The organism is Mesorhizobium sp. CA6, from assembly GCF_020165035.1.
Taxonomy (GTDB): Bacteria; Pseudomonadota; Alphaproteobacteria; order Rhizobiales; family Rhizobiaceae; genus Mesorhizobium.
Genome location: NZ_JAIUHI010000025.1, coordinates 17,578 through 36,887, shown reverse-complemented (window position 1 = coordinate 36,887; position 19,310 = coordinate 17,578). Strand labels below are relative to the sequence as shown.

The 19,310-nt window shown below is 63.4% G+C and carries 17 protein-coding genes; 12 read left to right on the top strand and 5 right to left on the bottom strand.

Translation table 11 applies throughout. The annotated features are described in order from the left end of the window. Window positions 1-12: 12 nt before the first annotated feature. The 3 genes from aroQ to LB526_RS27260 form a co-directional block, all read right to left on the bottom strand. Window positions 13-447, bottom strand: a complete 435-nt coding sequence (gene aroQ, locus LB526_RS27270) for a type II 3-dehydroquinate dehydratase (protein ID WP_224532346.1) — start codon at window positions 445-447, stop codon at window positions 13-15. Between the two features lie 133 nt (window positions 448-580). After that, the gene (locus LB526_RS27265) at window positions 581-1,408 is read right to left on the bottom strand and encodes a DsbA family protein (RefSeq protein WP_140842817.1); all 828 of its coding nucleotides are present in this window, start codon (window positions 1,406-1,408) and stop codon (window positions 581-583) included. A 58-nt stretch (window positions 1,409-1,466) separates the two neighbouring features. After that, window positions 1,467-2,879: a M48 family metalloprotease gene (locus tag LB526_RS27260; protein WP_224532347.1), complete on the bottom strand. Its 1,413-nt coding sequence runs from the start codon at window positions 2,877-2,879 to the stop codon at window positions 1,467-1,469. A gap of 183 nt (window positions 2,880-3,062) precedes the next feature. Between LB526_RS27260 and LB526_RS27255 the strand changes: the two genes are divergently transcribed. Then, entirely contained in the window at window positions 3,063-4,211 is a 1,149-nt protein-coding gene (locus tag LB526_RS27255; protein ID WP_224630399.1) for a pyridoxal phosphate-dependent aminotransferase, read from the top strand. 5 nt (window positions 4,212-4,216) lie between these two features. Then, the gene (locus tag LB526_RS27250; protein ID WP_224549027.1) at window positions 4,217-5,146 is read left to right on the top strand and encodes a glutaminase; all 930 of its coding nucleotides are present in this window, start codon (window positions 4,217-4,219) and stop codon (window positions 5,144-5,146) included. Between the two features lie 124 nt (window positions 5,147-5,270). Here LB526_RS27250 and LB526_RS27245 read toward each other — a convergent pair whose 3' ends face one another. Then, window positions 5,271-8,219, bottom strand: coding sequence for a ribonuclease E/G (locus LB526_RS27245; protein ID WP_224630398.1), 2,949 nt, complete (start codon window positions 8,217-8,219; stop codon window positions 5,271-5,273). Between the two features lie 92 nt (window positions 8,220-8,311). Here LB526_RS27245 and LB526_RS27240 point away from each other — a divergent pair, with 92 nt between their 5' ends. From LB526_RS27240 to LB526_RS27195, 10 genes are all read left to right on the top strand, one after another. Continuing rightward, entirely contained in the window at window positions 8,312-8,449 is a 138-nt protein-coding gene (locus LB526_RS27240; protein WP_176477023.1) for a hypothetical protein, read from the top strand. A gap of 416 nt (window positions 8,450-8,865) precedes the next feature. Next, on the top strand, window positions 8,866-10,122 hold the full coding sequence (locus LB526_RS27235; RefSeq protein WP_411968233.1) for an N-acetylmuramoyl-L-alanine amidase: 1,257 nt from the start codon (window positions 8,866-8,868) through the stop codon (window positions 10,120-10,122). A gap of 230 nt (window positions 10,123-10,352) precedes the next feature. Continuing rightward, a complete protein-coding gene (locus tag LB526_RS27230; protein ID WP_224630397.1) occupies window positions 10,353-12,809 on the top strand; it encodes a penicillin-binding protein 1A in 2,457 nt (818 codons plus the stop codon). Between the two features lie 17 nt (window positions 12,810-12,826). After that, window positions 12,827-13,009, top strand: a complete 183-nt coding sequence (locus LB526_RS27225) for a hypothetical protein (RefSeq protein WP_224630416.1) — start codon at window positions 12,827-12,829, stop codon at window positions 13,007-13,009. Beyond that, window positions 12,938-14,069, top strand: a protein-coding gene (gene prfB / locus LB526_RS27220) for a peptide chain release factor 2 (protein ID WP_224630413.1) whose coding sequence is annotated in 2 segments (ribosomal slippage) — window positions 12,938-13,003 and window positions 13,005-14,069 — 1,131 coding nt in all. Because the reading frame shifts where the segments join, the coding sequence is not laid out codon by codon here. Before LB526_RS27225 ends, prfB begins: the two co-directional genes overlap by 72 nt. Window positions 14,070-14,100: 31 nt before the next feature. Continuing rightward, window positions 14,101-14,505: a GFA family protein gene (locus LB526_RS27215; RefSeq protein WP_224630396.1), complete on the top strand. Its 405-nt coding sequence runs from the start codon at window positions 14,101-14,103 to the stop codon at window positions 14,503-14,505. A 293-nt stretch (window positions 14,506-14,798) separates the two neighbouring features. Continuing rightward, window positions 14,799-15,176: a hypothetical protein gene (locus LB526_RS27210; protein WP_095767886.1), complete on the top strand. Its 378-nt coding sequence runs from the start codon at window positions 14,799-14,801 to the stop codon at window positions 15,174-15,176. 244 nt (window positions 15,177-15,420) lie between these two features. Beyond that, window positions 15,421-15,789: a GFA family protein gene (locus LB526_RS27205; RefSeq protein WP_095767598.1), complete on the top strand. Its 369-nt coding sequence runs from the start codon at window positions 15,421-15,423 to the stop codon at window positions 15,787-15,789. Between the two features lie 137 nt (window positions 15,790-15,926). Beyond that, entirely contained in the window at window positions 15,927-16,577 is a 651-nt protein-coding gene (locus LB526_RS27200) for an OmpA family protein (protein ID WP_027170410.1), read from the top strand. A 251-nt stretch (window positions 16,578-16,828) separates the two neighbouring features. Beyond that, a complete protein-coding gene (locus LB526_RS27195) occupies window positions 16,829-17,437 on the top strand; it encodes a hypothetical protein (protein WP_224532353.1) in 609 nt (202 codons plus the stop codon). Window positions 17,438-17,530: 93 nt separating this feature from the next. Here the strand turns inward: LB526_RS27195 and LB526_RS27190 are convergent, their stop codons facing one another. Continuing rightward, entirely contained in the window at window positions 17,531-19,072 is a 1,542-nt protein-coding gene (locus tag LB526_RS27190; RefSeq protein ID WP_176477022.1) for a DEAD/DEAH box helicase, read from the bottom strand. Window positions 19,073-19,310: the final 238 nt, after the last annotated feature.

The following is a 19,310-nucleotide window of genomic DNA, read 5'->3' as shown; positions in this document are numbered from 1 at the left end:
TTTGGGGGTCGGTCACAGGCGTGCCGCCAGTGCCTGCAGCGCGAGCGTGTAGCCGAGCGGCCCGAACCCGCAGATCATGCCGACAGCGACCGGCGCGACCATGGAGACGTGGCGGAAGGGCTCCCGCGCGTGGATGTTGGAAAGATGGACTTCCGCGACGGGCAGCGGTGCTGCGGCGCGGATGGCGTCATGGATGGCGATCGATGTGTGGCTGTAGGCGCCGGGGTTGATGACGATGCCTGCCGCCTTCTCGCTGGCTTCCTGGATCCAGTCGACCAGATCGCCCTCATGGTTGGATTGGCGAAAATCGATCTCGAGCCCGAGCGCGGCGCCGGCCGTCTTGCAGTCCTCGGCGATGGCCGCAAGCGTCTTGCCGCCATAAATCCCCGGCTCGCGCTTGCCGAGCGCATTGAGATTGGGACCGTTGAGGACGAAAATCGTTTTCAATATGCCGACCTTGTTCTGCGCCGACCCCAAGCCGGCGCACTGGGCCTCTATAATGGGCATAGCCGCCCGCGAAAAGAGCGCAAGTGCGTTCTTTCGCTGTCCACAGCGGCCGGCTTTTACACCGCGGGCGCGCCTAGAGCGCGCTTTTTGCCTCTTCGATCTTTTCCGCCAGAACCTGCTGGCCGAGCGCTCCGAAGATCACCTCGTTGCCGACGACATAGGACGGCGTGCCGGTGATCGACAGTTTCGTCGCAAGATCATAGGTGCGCGAGAGCGTTTCGGCGATGCGCGGGTCCTTCATCTTCTCGCGCAGCGCTGCCTCGTCGGCGCCGAGCGAAAGCGCCACTTTGATCGCGGTCGCCTCGGTGGCGCGACCCTGGCCGCCGAGCAGCGCGGTGTGGAACTCACGATACTTCTCCGGATGCATCAGGTGGAACGCCATGGAGACGACGCTGGCCTTCTGCGAATCCGGGCTGAGGATCGGGAACTCCTTGAGTACGAAGCGCAGGTCCGGATCGGACTTGGTCAGCGCCTGCATGTCCTCGATGGCGCGTTTGCAGAAGCCGCAATTGTAATCGTAGAACTCGACGATCGTGACCTTGCCTTTCGGGTTGCCGACGACGCCGTCGAAGGTCGAGTTGAAGATCTCGTCCTTGGAGTTCTTGATGACGCCGAGTGCGGCGAGCCGCTGCTCTTCCTTCTGCTTGGCCTCGAGCGCGTCCTGCACCTCGAGCAGAACTTCTGGATTCTTCAAGAGATAATCGCGGATGATGCCTTCGACCTCCTTGCGATCGATCTTGGTATCGGCGGAGGCCTTGGTATCGGTGGAAGACGTGACCTGGGCGACTTGCACGGTGTCGGCCCTCGCGGGCTGCGGGTTTCCCGCCATGAAACCGAAAGCCAGCATGCCGAGCGCCACCGCCAGACCGCCGGCGCTGCCAAGCAGGATTGCCTTGTTCATATCGTCGTTCCTTTTGCCGGTTCCGGTCCGCCTTGGTCGCCGCCAGGGCCCGGGAGGTTCATTTGAGTTTGTTCGATGGCGTGTAGTTTATAATATCCTGCGCCCGGACCCAGCGGGGTTCGCCGCGCTTCAATTTCTGTTGAGCGCGCATGGCGAAGATCTTAGCGTTTTTGTAGTCGCCCGCATAATAGTGACCCTCGGCGGTAGCAAGATCGGCAGCCGGAATGTCGCCGAGCTCGCCATATGCCTGCGCCAGAAAACGATAGGCTTCGGAATTCTCCCTGTCCCGCGCGACGCCGTTGTTAAGCTGGGTGACAGCCTTTTTCAGCGAATCGGGCGTGCCGACCGCCATCAGCGACTGGCCGACCGAAACCAGCAGCAGGCCGGAGCGCGCGGGATCGAGGCTGGCCGCCTTGGCATAGGCGTCCGCCGCGTCCTTCGGCTTGTTGACCTTCATCAGGATGTCGCCGCGCAGTTCGTGGAAATAGGGGTTCTTCGGTTGTTCCTTGATCAGCGCCGCCGTTTTGGCGAGCGCCGCGCCCGGATTGCCGTAAAGATAGGTCTGCTGCGCGTCGCCATAGCGCGAGGCGAGGCTGGTCGGGTTCTTGCGCATCAGTCGCGCGACGGCTGCCTGGCCCTGCATATAAGCCGCGATCTTGATGCGCATCATGTCGTGCCGCTGCTGCAGTGCCGGCGAGTCGACAGCGTTGACGAAGGGGCTTTGCTTGACGAGGACTTCGAGGTTGGCGATGCGCTCCTGCGGCATCGGATGGCTGATCCGGTAGGGATCGACCTGGGTGCCGGCGAGCGAGAGCGCGCTCTGGAAGCGGGCGAAGGTCTTCAGCATGCCCATGCCGGACTGGCCGGTGGCGTTCAGATAGGTGATCGCCGAACGGTCGGCGGTGATCTCTTCGGTGCGCTGATAGGCCAGAATCGAGCGCTGCGCCATCTCGCCGCCGCCGGCGGCCACCCCCATGCCGGCGCCGGCAAGACCGCGGCTGTTGGTGGTGGCGCCGGCCACCATGGCGCCGGCGCCGAGCAGCGTGGCGATGATGGCCATGGTCTTGGCGCGGTCGAGCTGGTCGCGCAATTTCTCCTGGTGGCCGCCGGCGATATGGCCGGCCTCGTGCGCGATAACGCCGATGATCTCGTTCGGCGTTTCGGCGGTCACCAGCGCGCCGGTGTTGATGAACAGCCGCCGGCCGGTGACGAAGGCGTTGAAACTCTGGTCGTTGACCAAAACGATGTCGATGCCGTCATTGGCAAGCCCCGCCGCTTTGAAGATCGGCCGGGCATAATCGCGCACCAGCGCCTCGATCTCGGCGTCGCGCACCACCGGCACGCCCTGCGCGAAGGCGCTGACCGAGCTCGATAAAGCAACGGTGGCGGCCAGCAGAATCGTCGCGAAGCCGCGCGCGGTTCGGCTGAGTGAGGTCGCTTTGCCAATTAACGGTCGGGGTCGGCTCAACATAGGTCCACTGGTAGACGAGCGGGCGAAAGATGAAAAGTCGGCGCCGGCAACTTCCTGCGCGCTTGTGATCCCCACATCAATCGGGCATTTGTGCGGCGCTGTCCCGCAACTAGGGCAGTTAGGGCAAGTCTGCTCTAGCTTGCGTCCAGAATTCGCCCAAATAGAGCAGTTGGAAGAGGTCAGATGGTCGTTTCGCTTTCGCGCCGCGGGGAAGTCGAGCCGTTCCACGCCATGGACATCCTGGCCGAAGCCAACCGGCTGAAGGCTACCGGCGTGCCCGTGGTGTCGATGGCGGTCGGCCAGCCGTCGGATCCCGCGCCGGCCGGGGTCCGCGAGGCGGCGGCCGCGGCTCTGCGGCATGGCCGCATCGGCTACACCGACGCTTTGGGCTTGGCCGATCTGCGCAAGGCGATCGCGGGGCATTACGGCGAGCACTACGGTATCGACGTCGCGCCATCGCGCATTGCCGTCACGACCGGCTCGTCGGCCGCCTTCAACCTGGCTTTCCTGGCCATGTTCGATCCGGGCGACCGTGTCGCCATCGCCGCGCCCGGCTATCCCGCCTACCGCAACATCATGGCCGCGCTCGGCATCGAGATCGTCGAGATAGAGCTCGGCTCGGATGCCTACCTGCATGCCGAGCACCTCAAGGCCGCGCATCGCGGGAAGCCGCTGAAGGGCGTGCTGTTCGCCAGTCCCGCCAATCCGACCGGCGCGGTGATTCCGGCCGATGAGCTTGCCGCGCTGGTGAAAACCGCCGAGGAGCTCGGCATCGCCGTGATCTCCGACGAGATCTATCACAGGCTGGCCTACGCGGCGCCGGATGTCACCGCCCTGGCGCACGGCCCCGGCGTGACCGCGATCAATTCCTTCTCGAAATACTATTGCATGACCGGCTGGCGGATCGGCTGGATGGTGCTGCCGGAAGAGCTTGTGCGGCCGGTCGAGCGTGTTGCCCAGAGCCTCTATATCTCGCCGCCTGAACTGTCGCAGGTCGCGGCGATCGAGGCATTCAAGGCAACGCAGGAACTGGAAAAGGTGAAGGCGCGCTACGCCTGGAACCGCGACCTTCTGATGAAGCGCCTGCCGGAACTCGGCTTTGCGCTCGCCGCGCCGATGGATGGCGCCTTCTATGCGTTCTGCGATGTCACTCGCCACACCAACGACAGCATGGCCTTTGCGCGCAAGATGCTGGCTGAGGCGCATGTCGCGGCAACGCCCGGCCGCGATTTCGACCCGCTGCAGGGACATCGCACCATGCGCTTTTCCTATGCCGGCAGCCATGACGACATGGTCGAGGCGCTGGCGCGCATCGAACGCTGGCTGAAATAACCGCCATGCCGGAACTCGAGCAAGCACTGGCGGAAGTGGCCGCCGAAATGGCGGAGCGCACCGATCGCGGCGAGGTGGCGAGCTATATCCCGCAGTTGGGCAAGGTCGATCCGAAGAAATTCGGCATTGCCGCCGTGACCAATGACGGCCGCGTCATGCTGGCCGGCGATGCCGATCAGCCCTTTTCGATCCAGAGCGTCTCGAAAGTCTTCACGCTCACGCTGGCGCTGGGCAAGGTCGGCGATGCGTTATGGCATCGCGTCGGCCGCGAGCCATCCGGCAACCCGTTCAACTCGATCGTCCAGCTCGAGCATGAGAACGGCATCCCGCGCAATCCCTTCATCAATGCCGGCGCCATCGTCGTCTCCGACGTCCTGCTCGCCGGCCATCAGCCGCGCGAGGCGATCGGCGAAATCCTGCGTTTCATCCAGTTCCTCGCCGATGACGAGACGATCATCATCGATCGCGAGGTGGCGGCATCCGAGCGCGCCACCGGCCACCGCAACTTTGCCCTGGCCAACTACATGAAATCCTTCGGCAATCTCCATCATGCTCCCGAGCTCGCGCTGGGTGTCTATTTCCACCATTGCGCGGTTGCCATGAGCTGCCGTCAGCTCGCCATGGCCGGCCGGTTTCTAGCCAATGGCGGCAGGAACCCGGCGACCGGGCATTCGGTCGTCTCGGCCGAACGGGCACGCCGCATCGGCGCGCTGATGCTGACCTGCGGCCACTATGACGGTTCGGGCGATTTTGCCTTCCGCGTCGGCATCCCCGGCAAAAGCGGTGTCGGCGGCGGCATTCTCGGCATCGTGCCAGGGGTTGCTTCGCTGGCGGTGTGGTCGCCCGGCCTCAACGAGAACGGCAACTCCAAGCTCGGCTCCATCGCGCTGGAGAAGCTCGCCCGGATGATGAACTGGTCGATCTTCGCGCCGTAAAACAGCAAAGCGCTGGCGGTTGCCACCCGGAGCTGCGCTGAAAAGGCAGTCGGCGAAATGAAAAATCCCGCGCCAGATGGGGCGCGGGATTGTTTCAAAAGATCAGCCTAACGATATGAAGAGCTTAGAAAAAACCCTTGCGCTGCCACCAGCCGGCGCGCTTCGGCTTGTCTTCGGCCTTGGCCTCGTCGGAGACGTTCGAAGACACCACGGGAACAACCGGCGCGTCGACTGACTGTGGCTTGCGCCGCGTCGGATGGGCGTTGGTGGCAGGCTCCGCCTCGGTGGCCGCGGGAGCGGCAGCGGCCGGCTCCGGCTCGGGCTGGACAGCCGGGGGCGCGACCTGAGCCTCGGCCACAGGCTCCGATACCGTCTCCGCCGCGGCTTCCTCAGCCACCTTCTTAGCCCTCGAACGGCGGGGCTTCTTCGGCTTTTCGACCGCCTCGGCATCGTCATTAGCCGCGGCGGGAGCAGCAGGTTCCTCGGCAGGAGCGGCCATCGCCGGCTCGCTTACGGCATCCTGGCCTTCAACCGGCTCACCCTCGATGTCGCCCACGGTTTCGCTGCCAACGGCCTCCGAAGCCTCGTCGTCACGTCGGTTGCGCTTACCGCCGCGCTTCCCGCGCCGGCGCTTCTTTCCGGAACCGTCGTCGGCAGTGGCCGCTACAGCTTCACCGCCGGCGGTTGCCTCCTCGACGGCCTCGTTCGTCGTCTCGTCGTCATCGGTTTCGCCGGCTTCCATCGGCGCCGCCGCGACGTCACCATTGTGCTCGCGGTCGCGATCCCTGCCGCCGCGCCGCCGCCGGCGCTTGCGCCGTTTGCGGTCACGGCCTTCGCCATCCTCGGACCGCTGCTGGTGCTGGCCCTGCTGCGCGTGGCGCGGCTGTTCGGGCTGGACCGAGACTTCCTCCTCCGCTTCCTCGACGACGATCTCGTCCTCGGGCTCTTCCGGCTCGACATAGGCCGGCAGGCTGCGCACCTCGACGAAGCCTTCCGGCTTCTCGGCAATGGCGCCGCGGAAGATCGCGTAGTGCTGGGTGCCGAGCGTCTCGTCAGCCTCGATCGTGATGGTCAGGCCGAAGCGGGCTTCGAGTTCCACCAGGTTGGCGCGCTTGTGGTTGAGCACATAGAGCGCGGTCGCCGACGGCGTGCGCACGATGATGTGGCTGCGCGAATCCTTGAGCAGGAATTCCTCGATCGCCCGCACGACCATCAGCGCCACGGAGGAATCGGAGCGCACATGGCCCGTGCCGCCGCAATGCGGACAAGGCTTCATGGTCGATTCCAGCACGCTGGCGCGGATGCGCTGGCGCGACATTTCCATCAGGCCGAAGTGTGAGATGCGGCCTACCTGGATACGGGCGCGGTCGTTCTTGAGGTGGTCCTTCAGCCGCTTCTCGACGGAGCGGTTGTTGCGGTTCTCCTCCATATCGATGAAGTCGATGACGATCAGGCCGGCAAGGTCGCGCAACCGCAACTGCCGCGCGACTTCCTCTGCCGCTTCCAGATTGGTGTGGAGCGCGGTCTCCTCGATCGAATGCTCCTTGGTGGAGCGGCCGGAGTTGACGTCGATCGCAACCAGCGCCTCGGTCTGGTTGATGATGATGTAGCCGCCGCTCTTCAGCGTCACCTGCGGCTGCAGCATGCGGTCGAGCTGCGCTTCGATGCCGTTGCGCACGAAGATCGGCGTGGTGTCGCGGAATGGCTGAACCACCTTGGCGTGGCTCGGCATCAGCATGCGCATGAAATCCTTGGCCTCGCGGTAGCCGTCTTCGCCGGAGACAAGGATCTCGTCGATGTCCTTGTTGTAGAGGTCGCGCACCGAGCGCTTGATCAGGCTGCCTTCCTCATAGACCAGGGCTGGGGCCGAGGACTGCAGCGTCAGGTTGCGGACGTTTTCCCAAAGCCGCATCAGATATTCGTAGTCGCGCTTGATCTCGGCCTTGGTGCGGCTCTCGCCGGCAGTGCGCAGGATGACGCCCATGCCCTGCGGCACGTCGAGATCGGCCACGACCTCCTTCAGCCGCTTGCGGTCCTGGGCGTTGGTGATCTTGCGCGAGATGCCGCCGCCGCGCGCCGTGTTCGGCATCAGCACCGAATAGCGGCCGGCAAGCGACAGATAGGTGGTGAGCGCCGCGCCCTTGTTGCCGCGCTCTTCCTTGACCACCTGCACCAAAAGGATCTGCCGGCGCTTGATGACTTCCTGGATCTTGTACTGGCGACGCACCGGCTTGCGGCGGTTGCGGATTTCCTCGAGCGCGTCCTCGGCGCCGACCGATTCGACCTCGTGCTCGTCCGAATGCGAGGCCGAGACGTCCTCCAGCATGCCGCGATCATCGTCGCTGGCGGCGGCTTCGCCGCTCTGCTGATCCGCCTGCGGCATCGCCTCGGAAATCACGTCGGCATCGATGCTCGCGGCAATCGAAGTAGGACCGCCTTCGGAAGGCTTGCCATTGTCGTTGTCCGTGGCGTCATCTCCGCCAGCCTCGGCGGCGGGTCCTTCAGCCGCTTCCGATACGGCCTCGACGGCCGCGGAGGCTGTTCCGGCATTTTCTGCCGGGGTAGCGGCGGTCTCGCCGGCGGCTTCCTCGCCCTTGACAACCGCAGCGGCGGTTTCGTCAACGGCTATTGCTTCGACCGGGCTTTCCTCGTTCTCCGAGGAAGCGTGCTTGTGCTCGCCGCGGTCGCGGTTCTTGCCGCCGCGCCGGCGGTTGCGCCGGCCGCCGCGGTCGCGCGCCTGCTGCTCTTCGCCGTTCTCGGCTTCCTCGTCGTCTTCGTCCTCGGCCTCCTGCGCCTCGGCGCGCAGCAGAGCCTGACGGTCGGCGACCGGGATCTGGTAATAATCGGGATGAATTTCGCTAAAGGCGAGAAAACCGTGACGGTTGCCGCCATATTCGACAAAGGCCGCCTGGAGGGACGGTTCGACGCGGGTTACGCGGGCGAGGTAGATGTTTCCTTTGAGCTGCTTTTTGTCCTGGGATTCAAAGTCGAATTCTTCGATGCGGTTACCGCGAACGACAACAACGCGTGTTTCCTCCGGGTGGGAGGCGTCTATCAGCATCTTGTTGGGCATTATTTTGTTTCCTGCCGGCAGCCGACGGCGGCAGCTGGCGTGGCAATGCCCGCCGCTGTGCGCCTGTATCTGTGTGCATGCCGGATAATTGAATGTCCGCCGGCCGCCGCTTGAGCGCAATGGCGGTGCCGCCCGCAGCCATTACGGCGCGGTTTGATGCGGACCTTTCCATGATTGCGCTTGAAGCCATCGGCACCCGGCAGAACCTTTTGAACCAAAGCCCGGGCTAAGCCGGACCAGCTTGTTTGCTCACAAAGAGCCGGCGCGGGGCAAACCCGGCCGTTTTCCTCACGCAAGCGATTCCCCCGCCACGAGGGCACGCCTGCGAAAATCGTCGCGACCACCTGAGCCTGGAAGGGTAAAGGAGCCGCCTTTGCATCCAGCCTTTGGCAGGAAACTGCTGAGGCGAGCGGTTCCAGGATTGCAGTGATCCAATGTCGCTTTTATGATTTGGCGGGATGGAAGGCAACCCCGATTTCGGATGCCGGCAAAAAGCGCTTCCCCTGGGGAAGGCGCCTTCGTCCCGCTCTATGAAAGGCTTGGTTAACCTTCTCTGAATACCAATCGTTAATCGAGTTGGCGGCCTGACAGGCATTCTGCGAGAAGACCGGGCGCAATGCGTCAAACCGGGAGCGACGGACAAGAGATGGGATCGGCGGGCGCCGCAGACAAGAGAGGTGGGGTCGCCGGGCATCTCCTGCGCGTGACGTGGACTGGCTTGCTGCTGGCGGTCCTGTCCTGTTTCGTCGCCGCCGCGCACGCCGAAACCCTGCTTGGCGCGACTGGCTACAAGATGGCCGGCGACGCCACCAAAATGCGTATCGTGGTGAATTTCGACCACGAGCCGGACGTCAAATGGTTCCTGCTGCGCGGTCCCAATCGCCTGGTCGTCGATCTGCCGCGCACGCGATTCGCGCTCGACGCCAAGGATGTGAAGCCGCGCGGCCTTGTACGGGCCGTTCGCTACGGCGATCAGGGACATGGCTCGCGCCTGATCCTCACCGGCAAGGGCCCTTTCGTCGTCGACAAGCTCGACGTGCTCAAGAATGACGACAGCAGCGGCTACCGCATCGCCATCGATATGTCGGCTGCCTCCGAGCGGGAGTTCGACGAAGCTCTCGCCAACCAGTCGCTGACTACCGGTTCGACGGTTTCGACCGAAAAGGGCGAACGGGTCGGCACCGGACCGATCTCGGCGCCCGGCCATCGCTTCACGGTGGTTATCGATCCCGGTCATGGCGGCGTCGATGGCGGCGCCGAAAGCTCCGCCGGCACGGTCGAGAAGGACGTCACGCTCGCTTTTGCCAAGGAACTGCGCGACAAGCTGGCCGCGGTCGGCAAATACGATGTCTACATGACACGGGACAACGACGTGTACCTGGCGCTCGACGAACGCGTGCGCATCGCGCGCCAGCACGAGGCCGATCTTTTGATCTCCGTCCATGCTGATACCATCGCCGTCAAAGGTCTTCGCGGCGCCACGGTCTACACGCTTTCCGACAAGGCTTCCGACCCGGAAGCCCAGGCGCTCGCCGATCGCGAGAACCTGTCCGACCAGTTCGCCGGAATGAAGATCGAGGACGACAAAAAGGAAGTTACTGACATTCTGATCGACCTGATCCGCCGTGAGACCCATGGTTTCTCGATGAGCTTCGCTCACACGCTGGTCGGTCAGCTGTCGACAAGCGTCGGAATGATCAACAATCCGCAGCGCTCGGCCGGCTTCAGGGTGCTCAAGGCTCCGGACGTGCCGTCCGTCCTGGTCGAGCTTGGCTACCTCTCCAATAACAAGGACGAGGCGCAACTGCTGAACGCCGACTGGCGCGGCAAGGCGGCGCAAAGCATAACCAACGCGGTTGCCCTGTTTGCCGCCGCCAAGGCCGGAACCGCGACGGGCGGCTGACCCGCCGGACCTGCCCGCAACCGCCGCACGTCTGCAACCGCAAGCAGCGTTGCATGACGACAACACCCGGCGTTATTATTCGGCAACCGAGTCCTCAAATTTCGCGCTGCCGTATTTTGTCCACATGGCCGCTACATGGGTTTTTCGATTGCGGATTGGGACCGCCCCGGGAAGCTTGCGCGACTGTCGGCTTCGTTTAGGAAATTCCCGAACCTCGGACTGGAGCGGGCATGATTCGTCTCATCGGCTATTTCTTTGGCATCGGCACGACGCTGGCGCTGCTGGTGGCGGCCGGTCTGGCCATCTATATCAGCCATCTGACCAAGGACCTGCCCGACTACGAGGTTCTGGCCAAATACGAACCGCCGGTGACGACGCGCATCCATGCCTCCGACGGCGCGCTGATGGCTGAATATGCGCGCGAGCGGCGTCTCTATCTGCCGATCCAGGCCATCCCGGACCGCGTCAAGGCCGCCTTCATGTCGGCCGAGGACAAGAACTTCTACAACCATCCCGGCATCGACATCACCGGCCTTGGCCGCGCCATCGTCGTCAACCTGCAGAATTTAGGTTCCGGCCGGCGCCAGGTCGGCGCCTCGACGATCACCCAGCAGGTGGCGAAGAACTTCCTGCTCTCTTCCGATCAGACCTATGAGCGCAAGATCAAGGAGATGATCCTGGCCTTCCGCATCGAGCAGGCCTATTCGAAGGACCGCATCCTTGAGCTCTATCTCAACGAAATCTTCTTCGGCTTTGGCGCCTATGGCGTCGCGGGCGCCGCGCTCACCTATTTCGACAAGTCCGTCAACGAGCTGACAGTCGCGGAAGCCGCCTATCTCGCCTCGTTGCCGAAGGGCCCGAACAACTATCACCCCTTCAAGCACGCCGACCGTGCCATGGAGCGCCGCAACTGGGTCATCGACCAGATGGTCGAGAATGGCTACGTCACCCGCGAGGAGGGCGACAAGGCCAAGGCCGAACCGCTCGGCGTGACGCCGCGCCGCAACGGTTCCTATCTGTTTGCCGGCGAGTACTTCACCGAGGAAGTCCGCCGCCAGATCATCGCGCGCTACGGTGAGAATGCGCTTTACGAGGGCGGCCTGTCGGTGCGCACCACGCTCGATCCGAATGTCCAGCTTATCGCCCGCAAGGCGATGCAGAACGGCCTGCTCAAATACGACATGCTGCGCGGCTATCGCGGTCCGGTGACGCATATCGACGTCACCGGCGACTGGGGCGTGCCGCTCGGCAACGTGAAGGGTCTCGAGGATGTTCCGGAATGGACGCTGGCCGTCGTCCTCGACAGTTCGGCAACCGGGCTGACCATCGGCATCCAGCCGACCCGGCAGATTTCCGGCGATCTGGTCAAGGAGCGCGTCCAGGGCACCGTCAGCAAGGAGGACATGGGCTTCGCCATGCGCCACTTCGTCAACGGCAAGTCCGTCAGGGCGAAGTCTCCGGCGGAAGTGCTGGAGCCCGGCGACGTGATCTTCGTGCAGAAGAACGACGGCTCCGACAACACCTACATGCTGCGCCAGGTGCCGGAGGTCGAAGGCGGCCTCGTCGCCATGGATCCACATACCGGCCGCGTGCTCGCCATGGTCGGCGGCTTCTCCTACGCGCAGTCGGAATTCAACCGCGCCACACAGGCGATGCGCCAGCCCGGTTCCTCGTTCAAGCCGATCGTCTATTCGGCGGCGCTCGACAATGGCTACACGCCGGCTTCGGTGATCATGGACGGCCCGATCACCATCCAGAGCGGCAACACCACCTGGACGCCGAAGAACTATGACGGCACGGTCGCGGGCCCGGCCACCTTGCGCTCGGGCATCGAAAAGTCGCGCAATCTGATGACCGTGCGGCTGGCCAACGACATGGGCATGAAGCTGGTCGTGGAATATGCCGAGCGCTTCGGCGTCTACGATCATCTGGCGCCCTATCTGCCGATGGCGCTGGGCTCGGGCGAGACGACCGTCATGCGCATGGTGTCGGCCTATTCGATCATGGCCAATGGCGGCAAATCGATCAAACCCTCGCTGATCGACCGCATCCAGGACCGTTACGGCAAGACGGTGTTCAAGCAGGACGAGCGCGGCTGCGAAGGCTGCAACGCCACTGAGTGGAAGAACCAGACCGAGCCGGAGCTGGTCGACAATTCCGAGCAGGTGCTCGACCCGATGACGGCATACCAGATCACCTCGATGATGGAGGGCGTCGTGCAGCGCGGCACCGGCGCCACCATCGGCGAGCTCGGCCGCCACATCGCCGGCAAGACCGGCACGACCAATGACGAGAAGGACGCCTGGTTCATCGGCTTCACCCCGAACCTCGTTGTCGGTCTCTATATGGGCTATGACACGCCGCGCGGCCTTGGCCACGGCGCCACCGGCGGCGGCTTGGCGGCCCCGATCTTCAAGGATTTCATGCGCGTTGCGCTGGACGGCAAGCCGAACACCGACTTCCAGGTTCCCGACGGCATGAAGCTGATCGCAATCAACCGCAAGACCGGCATGCGTGCCGCCGAAGGCGATCCGAACACCATCATCGAGGCTTTCAAGCCTGGCACCGGTCCGGCTGACAGCTACTGGGTGATCGGCATGGGCGCGGATGGCTCGAACGGTTCGGGCGGAGCGCTGTCGCCGCAGGCCAACCAGGCCATCCAGGACGGCGGCGGCGGCCTCTACTGACGTTTCCGGATTTGGCGATGGGCCGGCAGGATGGTGCCGGCCCATTTCGCTTTACAGGCAGCGATGCCGTGCCTATGTATCGCGCCTATTCCGAAAAGACCGAAAAGAACAGGACCAAACCAAGAGCCATGCGCGCGGAAACGCTCAACATCGTCGACGAGATCAGGCAGGCGATAACCCTGCTGAGGAGGCATCTTTGACTGGGATCAGGCTGTAAAGCGGCTTGAATACCTGAATTCGCGCGCCGAGGAGTCCAGCCTCTGGAATGATCCCATCGAAGCGCAGAAGCTGATGCGGGAGCGCCAGGAGCTCGAGGACGGCATCGCTGCCGTCAAGGGGATGACGCAGGCGCTGGAAGACAATATCGGGCTGATTGAGCTCGGCGAGGAAGAGGGCGACGACGCCATCATCGCGGAAGCGGAGGCGGCGCTGCGTTCGATGCAGGGCGAGGCGAAGGCGCGCCAGGTCGAAACGCTGCTGTCGGGCGAGGCCGACGCCAACGACACCTATCTCGAAATCCATGCCGGCGCCGGCGGCACCGAGAGCCAGGACTGGGCCTCGATGCTCCTGCGCATGTACACGCGCTGGGCCGAGCGCCGCCGCTTTAAGGTCGAGGTGCTGGAAGTCCATGACGGCGAAGAAGCGGGCATCAAGTCCGCCACCGTGATGATCAAGGGCCACAACGCCTATGGCTGGCTTAAGACGGAGTCCGGCGTCCATCGCCTGGTGCGCATTTCGCCTTACGACAGCAACGCGCGGCGCCACACCTCCTTCGCCAGCGTCTGGGTCTATCCGGTTATCGACGACTCGATCGAGATCAATGTTTCCGAGTCCGACGTGCGCATCGACACCTATCGTTCCTCGGGTTCGGGCGGCCAGCACGTCAACACCACCGACTCGGCGGTGCGCATCACCCATCTGGCGACCGGCATAGCAGTCGCCTGCCAGGCCGAGCGCTCGCAGCACAAGAACCGCGCCAAGGCTTGGGAAATGCTGCGCTCGCGGCTTTACGAGGAAGAGCTGAAGAAGCGCGAGGCGGTCGCCAATGCCACCGAGGCGTCGAAGAGCGATATCGGCTGGGGCCACCAGATCCGCTCCTACGTGCTGCAGCCCTATCAGCTTGTGAAGGATCTGCGCACCGGCGTCGAAAGCACCTCGCCTTCGAGTGTGCTCGACGGCGACCTTGACGAATTCATGGAAGCCTCGCTCTCGCATCGCATCGAGGGCGGCGCAGGCGAAGCGGTGGCGGACCTCGACTAGTACGCACCCGTTGCAGGAGCGGAGGAAGCCGATGTCTACGGTACTTGCGGGAAAATGCTTCTGCGGCTACGTCCACTATGAGGTTGCGGACGAATTCGTTTACGCGGCGAACTGCCATTGCTCGAACTGCCGGCGCACGACGGGCTCCGCGTTCAAGCCTTTCGCCGGCATCGAGCGCGACAAGTTCCGTCGCATCACGGGCGAGGGCGGTCTGCTGATCTTCGGCGACGAGAGCGGCCACGACGCGCATTGCGGCCGATGCGGCTCGCTCCTCTATTCGTTGGTCCGCGACGGCGCCTACGTGCATGTCGCCATGGGCACGCTCGTCGACGATCCGACGATACGGCCGAGCGCGCATATTTTTGTCGGGTCCAAGGCGAAGTGGTTCACAATCGCCGACGACCTGCCGCAGTATGATGAGCATGTTCCCGACTGAACGTCTGGAACCAGCTTGAGCCGAATCTCGTTGTCGGGCACCAGATCCGCGCGGCTAACTGCTCATTAACCAAGCCGACGCACGATTCTGGATGGCAGAGGTTGGCGTGAAGCGCGGCATTGCCGTTGCAAGCGGATGCTTGCGCCAGCCAGGGAATCAGACCAGCCTTCGGGCTGGATAAAAAGCATTTATGGCCGGATGCGGCATATCTGCGACCGACGATCCGGCCACTGGGAAGACACGTTCCGGGAACGGGCAAGCGAAAACGCTTGATGCTCGAAAGGAACGCTTCGATGTCTGCTGCCATATCAAGATCGGCCCAAGCCGTTCGACCGGCTGGCCGACTTTTGTTCTCCCTGTTCGCCGTTGGAGCGATCGCGGCGCTGGCGCCGCCGGCTGCTGCGCACGATGCCCAGCCCACCGCGGCCATGCCGCAAGGCTGGAAATACCCCTTTGCCTGTTGTGCCAACTACGATTGCAAGGAGGTGCCGCAGTCATCGATCAGCGAGCGGCCCGAGGGCTACGTCATTAAAGGTACGGGCGAGGTGGTGGCTTATGCCGACAAGCGGGTCAAGAATTCGCCCGACGGCGAGTACCACTGGTGTGCGCACCAGGCCGGGCTCGACGCCGGCAAGACCATCTGCTTGTTCGTGCCGCCTCCCTCTTACTAGGGCTCCGAACCTGCCGCGGAAGGCGAGGCGCTGGGGCTCGATCCACGGCAGGAGAAGGCTGCCGACCTTGCTGATAGACGGTTGTCAGGACGGTTTCTTTATGTTGCCTTGCACCGAGCAATTCCAGGAAAACTGCGTAGCGGTTTTCCGTCCGGAATTGCGTGCACCCAGGACGAGCGTAGCGGTTTTCCCTCCGGAATTGTGTGAAACTAAGGACGCGGCGGACAACGGAGAGGTTGAGTCCATGACCATCAGGGGAAGCTGTCACTGCAAGGCGACAACCTTCGAGGTTGCCGAGGCGCCGCGGACGGTGACGCAATGCACATGCTCGTTCTGCTCGAAGCGGGGCTCGTTATGGGCCTATTATGTGCCGTCGCAATTCAAGCTGACGAGCCCGCCGGAGAATGTCTCCTTCTATCGCTGGGGCTCAAAGACGGTGAAGCATGGTTTCTGCGCCATTTGCGGCTGTGGCACCTTCACCGAGACGCCTGATTGGTCGACCGGAGAGCCGGATTTCGACAACCCGAAGATCAGCGTCAATTCGCGCCTGTTCGATGATTTCGATCTGGACAAGGTCGAGGTAGTGGTCATCGACGGCAAGAATTTGTGGTAGAGCCGACACGGGAGCCACCGCCGGACTTTACCGGCGGCATTCCCGTTCCGTTTTTCGCCGCATTTCATGCTACAAGGCTGCGGAAGGGCTGATTTGGCGCGGTCGCAAAGGCCGCGAATTGGAGAGGGACCAATCTCATGAAGAAGACTGTGCTCGTCGCCGTGGCGACGGCTCTATTGGTGAGCGCCTGCACCACCACCGATCCGTATACCGGCGACCAGAAGATCTCCAACACGGCGGCCGGTGCCGGCCTCGGCGCCCTGGCAGGTGCCAGCCTTGGCCTGCTGGCCGGTGGCAACGACCGCCGCAACGCGTTGATCGGCGCCGGCATCGGCGCGCTCGCCGGCGGCGCGATCGGCGCGACGATGGACCAGAACGAGGCCGAGCTTCGCCGCCAATTGCAGGGCACCGGCGTCAGCGTCACCCGCAGCGGCGACCAGATCATCCTCAACATGCCGTCCGACATCACCTTCAATGTCGACCAGGACGCGGTGAAGCCGGGCTTCTATCCGGTGCTGAATTCGGTCGCGCTGGTGCTGAAGAAATTCCGCCAGACCACTGTGGACGTGTTCGGCCACACAGATTCGACAGGCGGCGACGAGCACAATTTCGACCTGTCGCAGCGTCGCGCGCTTGCCGTCGCCAACTACCTGTCCGGTCAGGGCGTCGATCAGCGCCGCTTCGCCGTCACCGGCTTCGGCAAGACCCGCCCGATCGCATCCAATGCGACCGCCGCCGGCCGCGAGCAGAACCGCCGCGTCGAAATCCAGCTGTCGCCGCTCACCTGAGAAAACGGCGCGCAGAGGCGCAATTACATCAAGACAAACGGCTCCGAAGGGGGCCGTTTTTGTTTGAAATGGTCCAAAGATGGGTCGAAGGCCTTAGGACATTAGTTTGTTCTAATTAATGCTTTTCCAGAACCAGGGAAAGGACTAACATTCTGCTGTTCCAGAGGGGATGGGGCGGTCAATCGGCCGCGCAATCAACATCTACCGCCCCGGTCTTGCACGGCCAGATCAAGAGAATCTGGGAGGAATGCATGACAAGAACAGCTCGCTTGGGGCGCTGCGGCGTCCTCGTTTTGACATGTCTTATCGGCACATCGTTCGGGCTCGCTTCGGCCCGGGCCGAGGACGCCAACAAGGCTGACATCGAAGCCTTGAAGAAATCGCTGGCCAAGTATGAAGATTACACCGCCGCTGTTCGCGATCTCTATTTGTCGACCGTCGGCTGCATCCACTATGGCGGCGAGAAGATAGACGGCGCTATGTACTATCAGAAGGGCGCGATGGGCATCCATTTCGTCAACGTTCCGAGCGTCGGCAAGCCGCTCGACCCGATGAAGCCCAACGTCCTGATCTACGAGCCGACCAAGAAAGGCTTGAAGCTGGTCGGGGTGGAATGGCTGGTGCCGCTGACGCCGGACACCAAGGAGGTGCCGACGCTGTTCGGGCAGAAATTCATGGGGCCGATGGAAGGCCACTACCCGCTCATTCCGAGGGAGTTCGTCCACTACGACCTGCATGCATGGCTGTTCAGGGACAATCCGAACGGCATGTTCAGCCCAACGAACCCGAACGTGAAATGCAGCAAGGCCGAGTTCCCGATGCTTGAGAAGCCGACCAAGATGATGCCGGGTCCGATGTAGGCATCGCCTTTGGCTGGATTGCTTCAGGCGAAGCCAAAAACGAAACGGCCCCGTGTGGGGCCGTTTTCAATTCAGGCTACGCTGATATCGGCTTCAGACCTTCGCGACGATCCGCATGAAGGCCGGCACGTCGTCGCCGAAGCCGACGGTTGCGTCGTCTTCTTCCTGACGATGGCGGCCGGGGCGGTCGCGCTGCGGACGGGCGTCGCCGCGCTGCTCGTGACGGCTGCCAGGGCCCTTGCGCTCGTTCTCGGAACGGATCGCGTCCTTGCGGGCGCGGCGCTCGGCGATGTCGGCCACTTCGGCGACAGGCTGTTCCTCACGCGCGGCATCGGGCGTCTCGTCGCGCTTGGCGTGACGGTCCTTCTTGCGCTCGCCCCGATCCTTGCGGTCCTCGTCCTTGCGGCCGGCGCGACGCGGGGCGCCGCGGCCGCGGCGCGGCTGCTCCTCGCCCTCGCTCTCGGTCACGGTCGACAGGTCGCCGTCATGCCACTCGATCTTGGTGCCGATCAGCCTCTCGATGGCGTCGACATATTTGGTGTCGGAGCGGGTGGCGATGGTGAAGGACTTGCCTGCGCGTCCGGCGCGGCCGGTGCGGCCGATGCGGTGGACGTAATCCTCGGCGTGGATGGGCACGTCATAATTGAAGACATGGCTGACATCGGGAATGTCGAGACCGCGCGCTGCGACGTCCGAGGCAACGAGGTAGCGCAGCTTGCCGTCGCGGAAATTGGCGAGCATCTGCATGCGGGCGCGCTGGTCCATGTCGCCATGCAGCGCGCCGGCATCGAAATCATGCTTCAACAGCGAGCGGAACAGCTCCGACACCTCGACCTTGCGGTTGCAGAAGATGATGGCGTTCTTCAGATCGGCGTCTTCGGCCTTGATCAGGTCGCGCAGCGTCTCGCGCTTTTCCCAGGGTTTCGAGCCGGACTTGACCAGCCGCTGCGTGATGCTGGTTGCCGTGGAGGCGGCCTTCGAAACCTCGACGCGCACCGGCGCGTGCAGGAACTTCTCGGTGAGCTTGGTGATCTCCGGCGGCATCGTCGCCGAGAAGAACAGCGTCTGGCGCGTGAACGGGATCATCTCGCAGATGCGCTCGATATCGGGAATGAAGCCCATGTCGAGCATGCGGTCGGCCTCGTCGATGACGAGGATCTCGACGCCGTTGAGCAGAAGCTTGCCGCGCTCGCGGTGGTCGAGCAGGCGGCCGGGCGTCGCGATCAGCACGTCGGCGCCGCGCTCGAGCTTCTTGTCCTGTTCGTCGAAGGAGACGCCTCCGATCAGCAGCGCGATATTAAGCTTGTGGTTCTTGCCGTATTTGATGAAGTTTTCCTCGACCTGCGCGGCGAGCTCACGGGTCGGTTCGAGGATCAGCGTGCGCGGCATGCGGGCTCGCGCCCGGCCCTTTTCCAGGCGCGTCAGCATCGGCAGCACGAAGGAAGCGGTCTTGCCGGTGCCGGTCTGGGCGATACCCAGCACGTCCTTGCCGAGCAGCGCATGCGGGATGGCGCCGGCCTGGATCGGAGTCGGCGTGGTGTAGCCAGCATCGGTGACCGCGGAGAGAACCTTCGGCGACAAGCCGAGGTCTGAGAATGTCAAGGCTTCTTGAGCGATCGTGGTGTCTGAGGACAAGTGTTTGTTGTCTTTGTTGGTTGGGAAAATCGCGACACAGTAGCCGCGGCAGGCGCCGCGCGCCTGCAAGATCGGTGTTGCAGTTAGGCGCAAGCCCTCGATTTGTCAACAGAAACGGACCGAAATACAGCGATTGTGAAGCCGTAACCTTAATCGCGATGCTTAAAGCGCGTCGCGCTGAAACGGTTTGAGGCTTCGCGCTTTATGTCTTTGCTTGATCACGCCGTATCGCCCAAAA

Bases quoted from the DNA above. Each gene is read 5' to 3' on its own strand.
- LB526_RS27215 (WP_224630396.1), top strand. From the start codon at position 14,101: ATGTCTACGGTACTTGCGGGAAAATGCTTCTGCGGCTACGTCCACTAT.
- LB526_RS27250 (WP_224549027.1), top strand. From the start codon at position 4,217: ATGCCGGAACTCGAGCAAGCACTGGCGGAAGTGGCCGCCGAAATGGCG.
- LB526_RS27230 (WP_224630397.1), top strand. From the start codon at position 10,353: ATGATTCGTCTCATCGGCTATTTCTTTGGCATCGGCACGACGCTGGCG.
- LB526_RS27200 (WP_027170410.1), top strand. From the start codon at position 15,927: ATGAAGAAGACTGTGCTCGTCGCCGTGGCGACGGCTCTATTGGTGAGC.
- LB526_RS27245 (WP_224630398.1), bottom strand. From the start codon at position 8,219: ATGCCCAACAAGATGCTGATAGACGCCTCCCACCCGGAGGAAACACGC.
- LB526_RS27255 (WP_224630399.1), top strand. From the start codon at position 3,063: ATGGTCGTTTCGCTTTCGCGCCGCGGGGAAGTCGAGCCGTTCCACGCC.
- LB526_RS27195 (WP_224532353.1), top strand. From the start codon at position 16,829: ATGACAAGAACAGCTCGCTTGGGGCGCTGCGGCGTCCTCGTTTTGACA.
- LB526_RS27260 (WP_224532347.1), bottom strand. From the start codon at position 2,879: ATGTTGAGCCGACCCCGACCGTTAATTGGCAAAGCGACCTCACTCAGC.
- LB526_RS27225 (WP_224630416.1), top strand. From the start codon at position 12,827: ATGGGCCGGCAGGATGGTGCCGGCCCATTTCGCTTTACAGGCAGCGAT.
- LB526_RS27210 (WP_095767886.1), top strand. From the start codon at position 14,799: ATGTCTGCTGCCATATCAAGATCGGCCCAAGCCGTTCGACCGGCTGGC.
- LB526_RS27235 (WP_411968233.1), top strand. From the start codon at position 8,866: ATGGGATCGGCGGGCGCCGCAGACAAGAGAGGTGGGGTCGCCGGGCAT.
- LB526_RS27265 (WP_140842817.1), bottom strand. From the start codon at position 1,408: ATGAACAAGGCAATCCTGCTTGGCAGCGCCGGCGGTCTGGCGGTGGCG.
- LB526_RS27205 (WP_095767598.1), top strand. From the start codon at position 15,421: ATGACCATCAGGGGAAGCTGTCACTGCAAGGCGACAACCTTCGAGGTT.
- LB526_RS27240 (WP_176477023.1), top strand. From the start codon at position 8,312: ATGTCCGCCGGCCGCCGCTTGAGCGCAATGGCGGTGCCGCCCGCAGCC.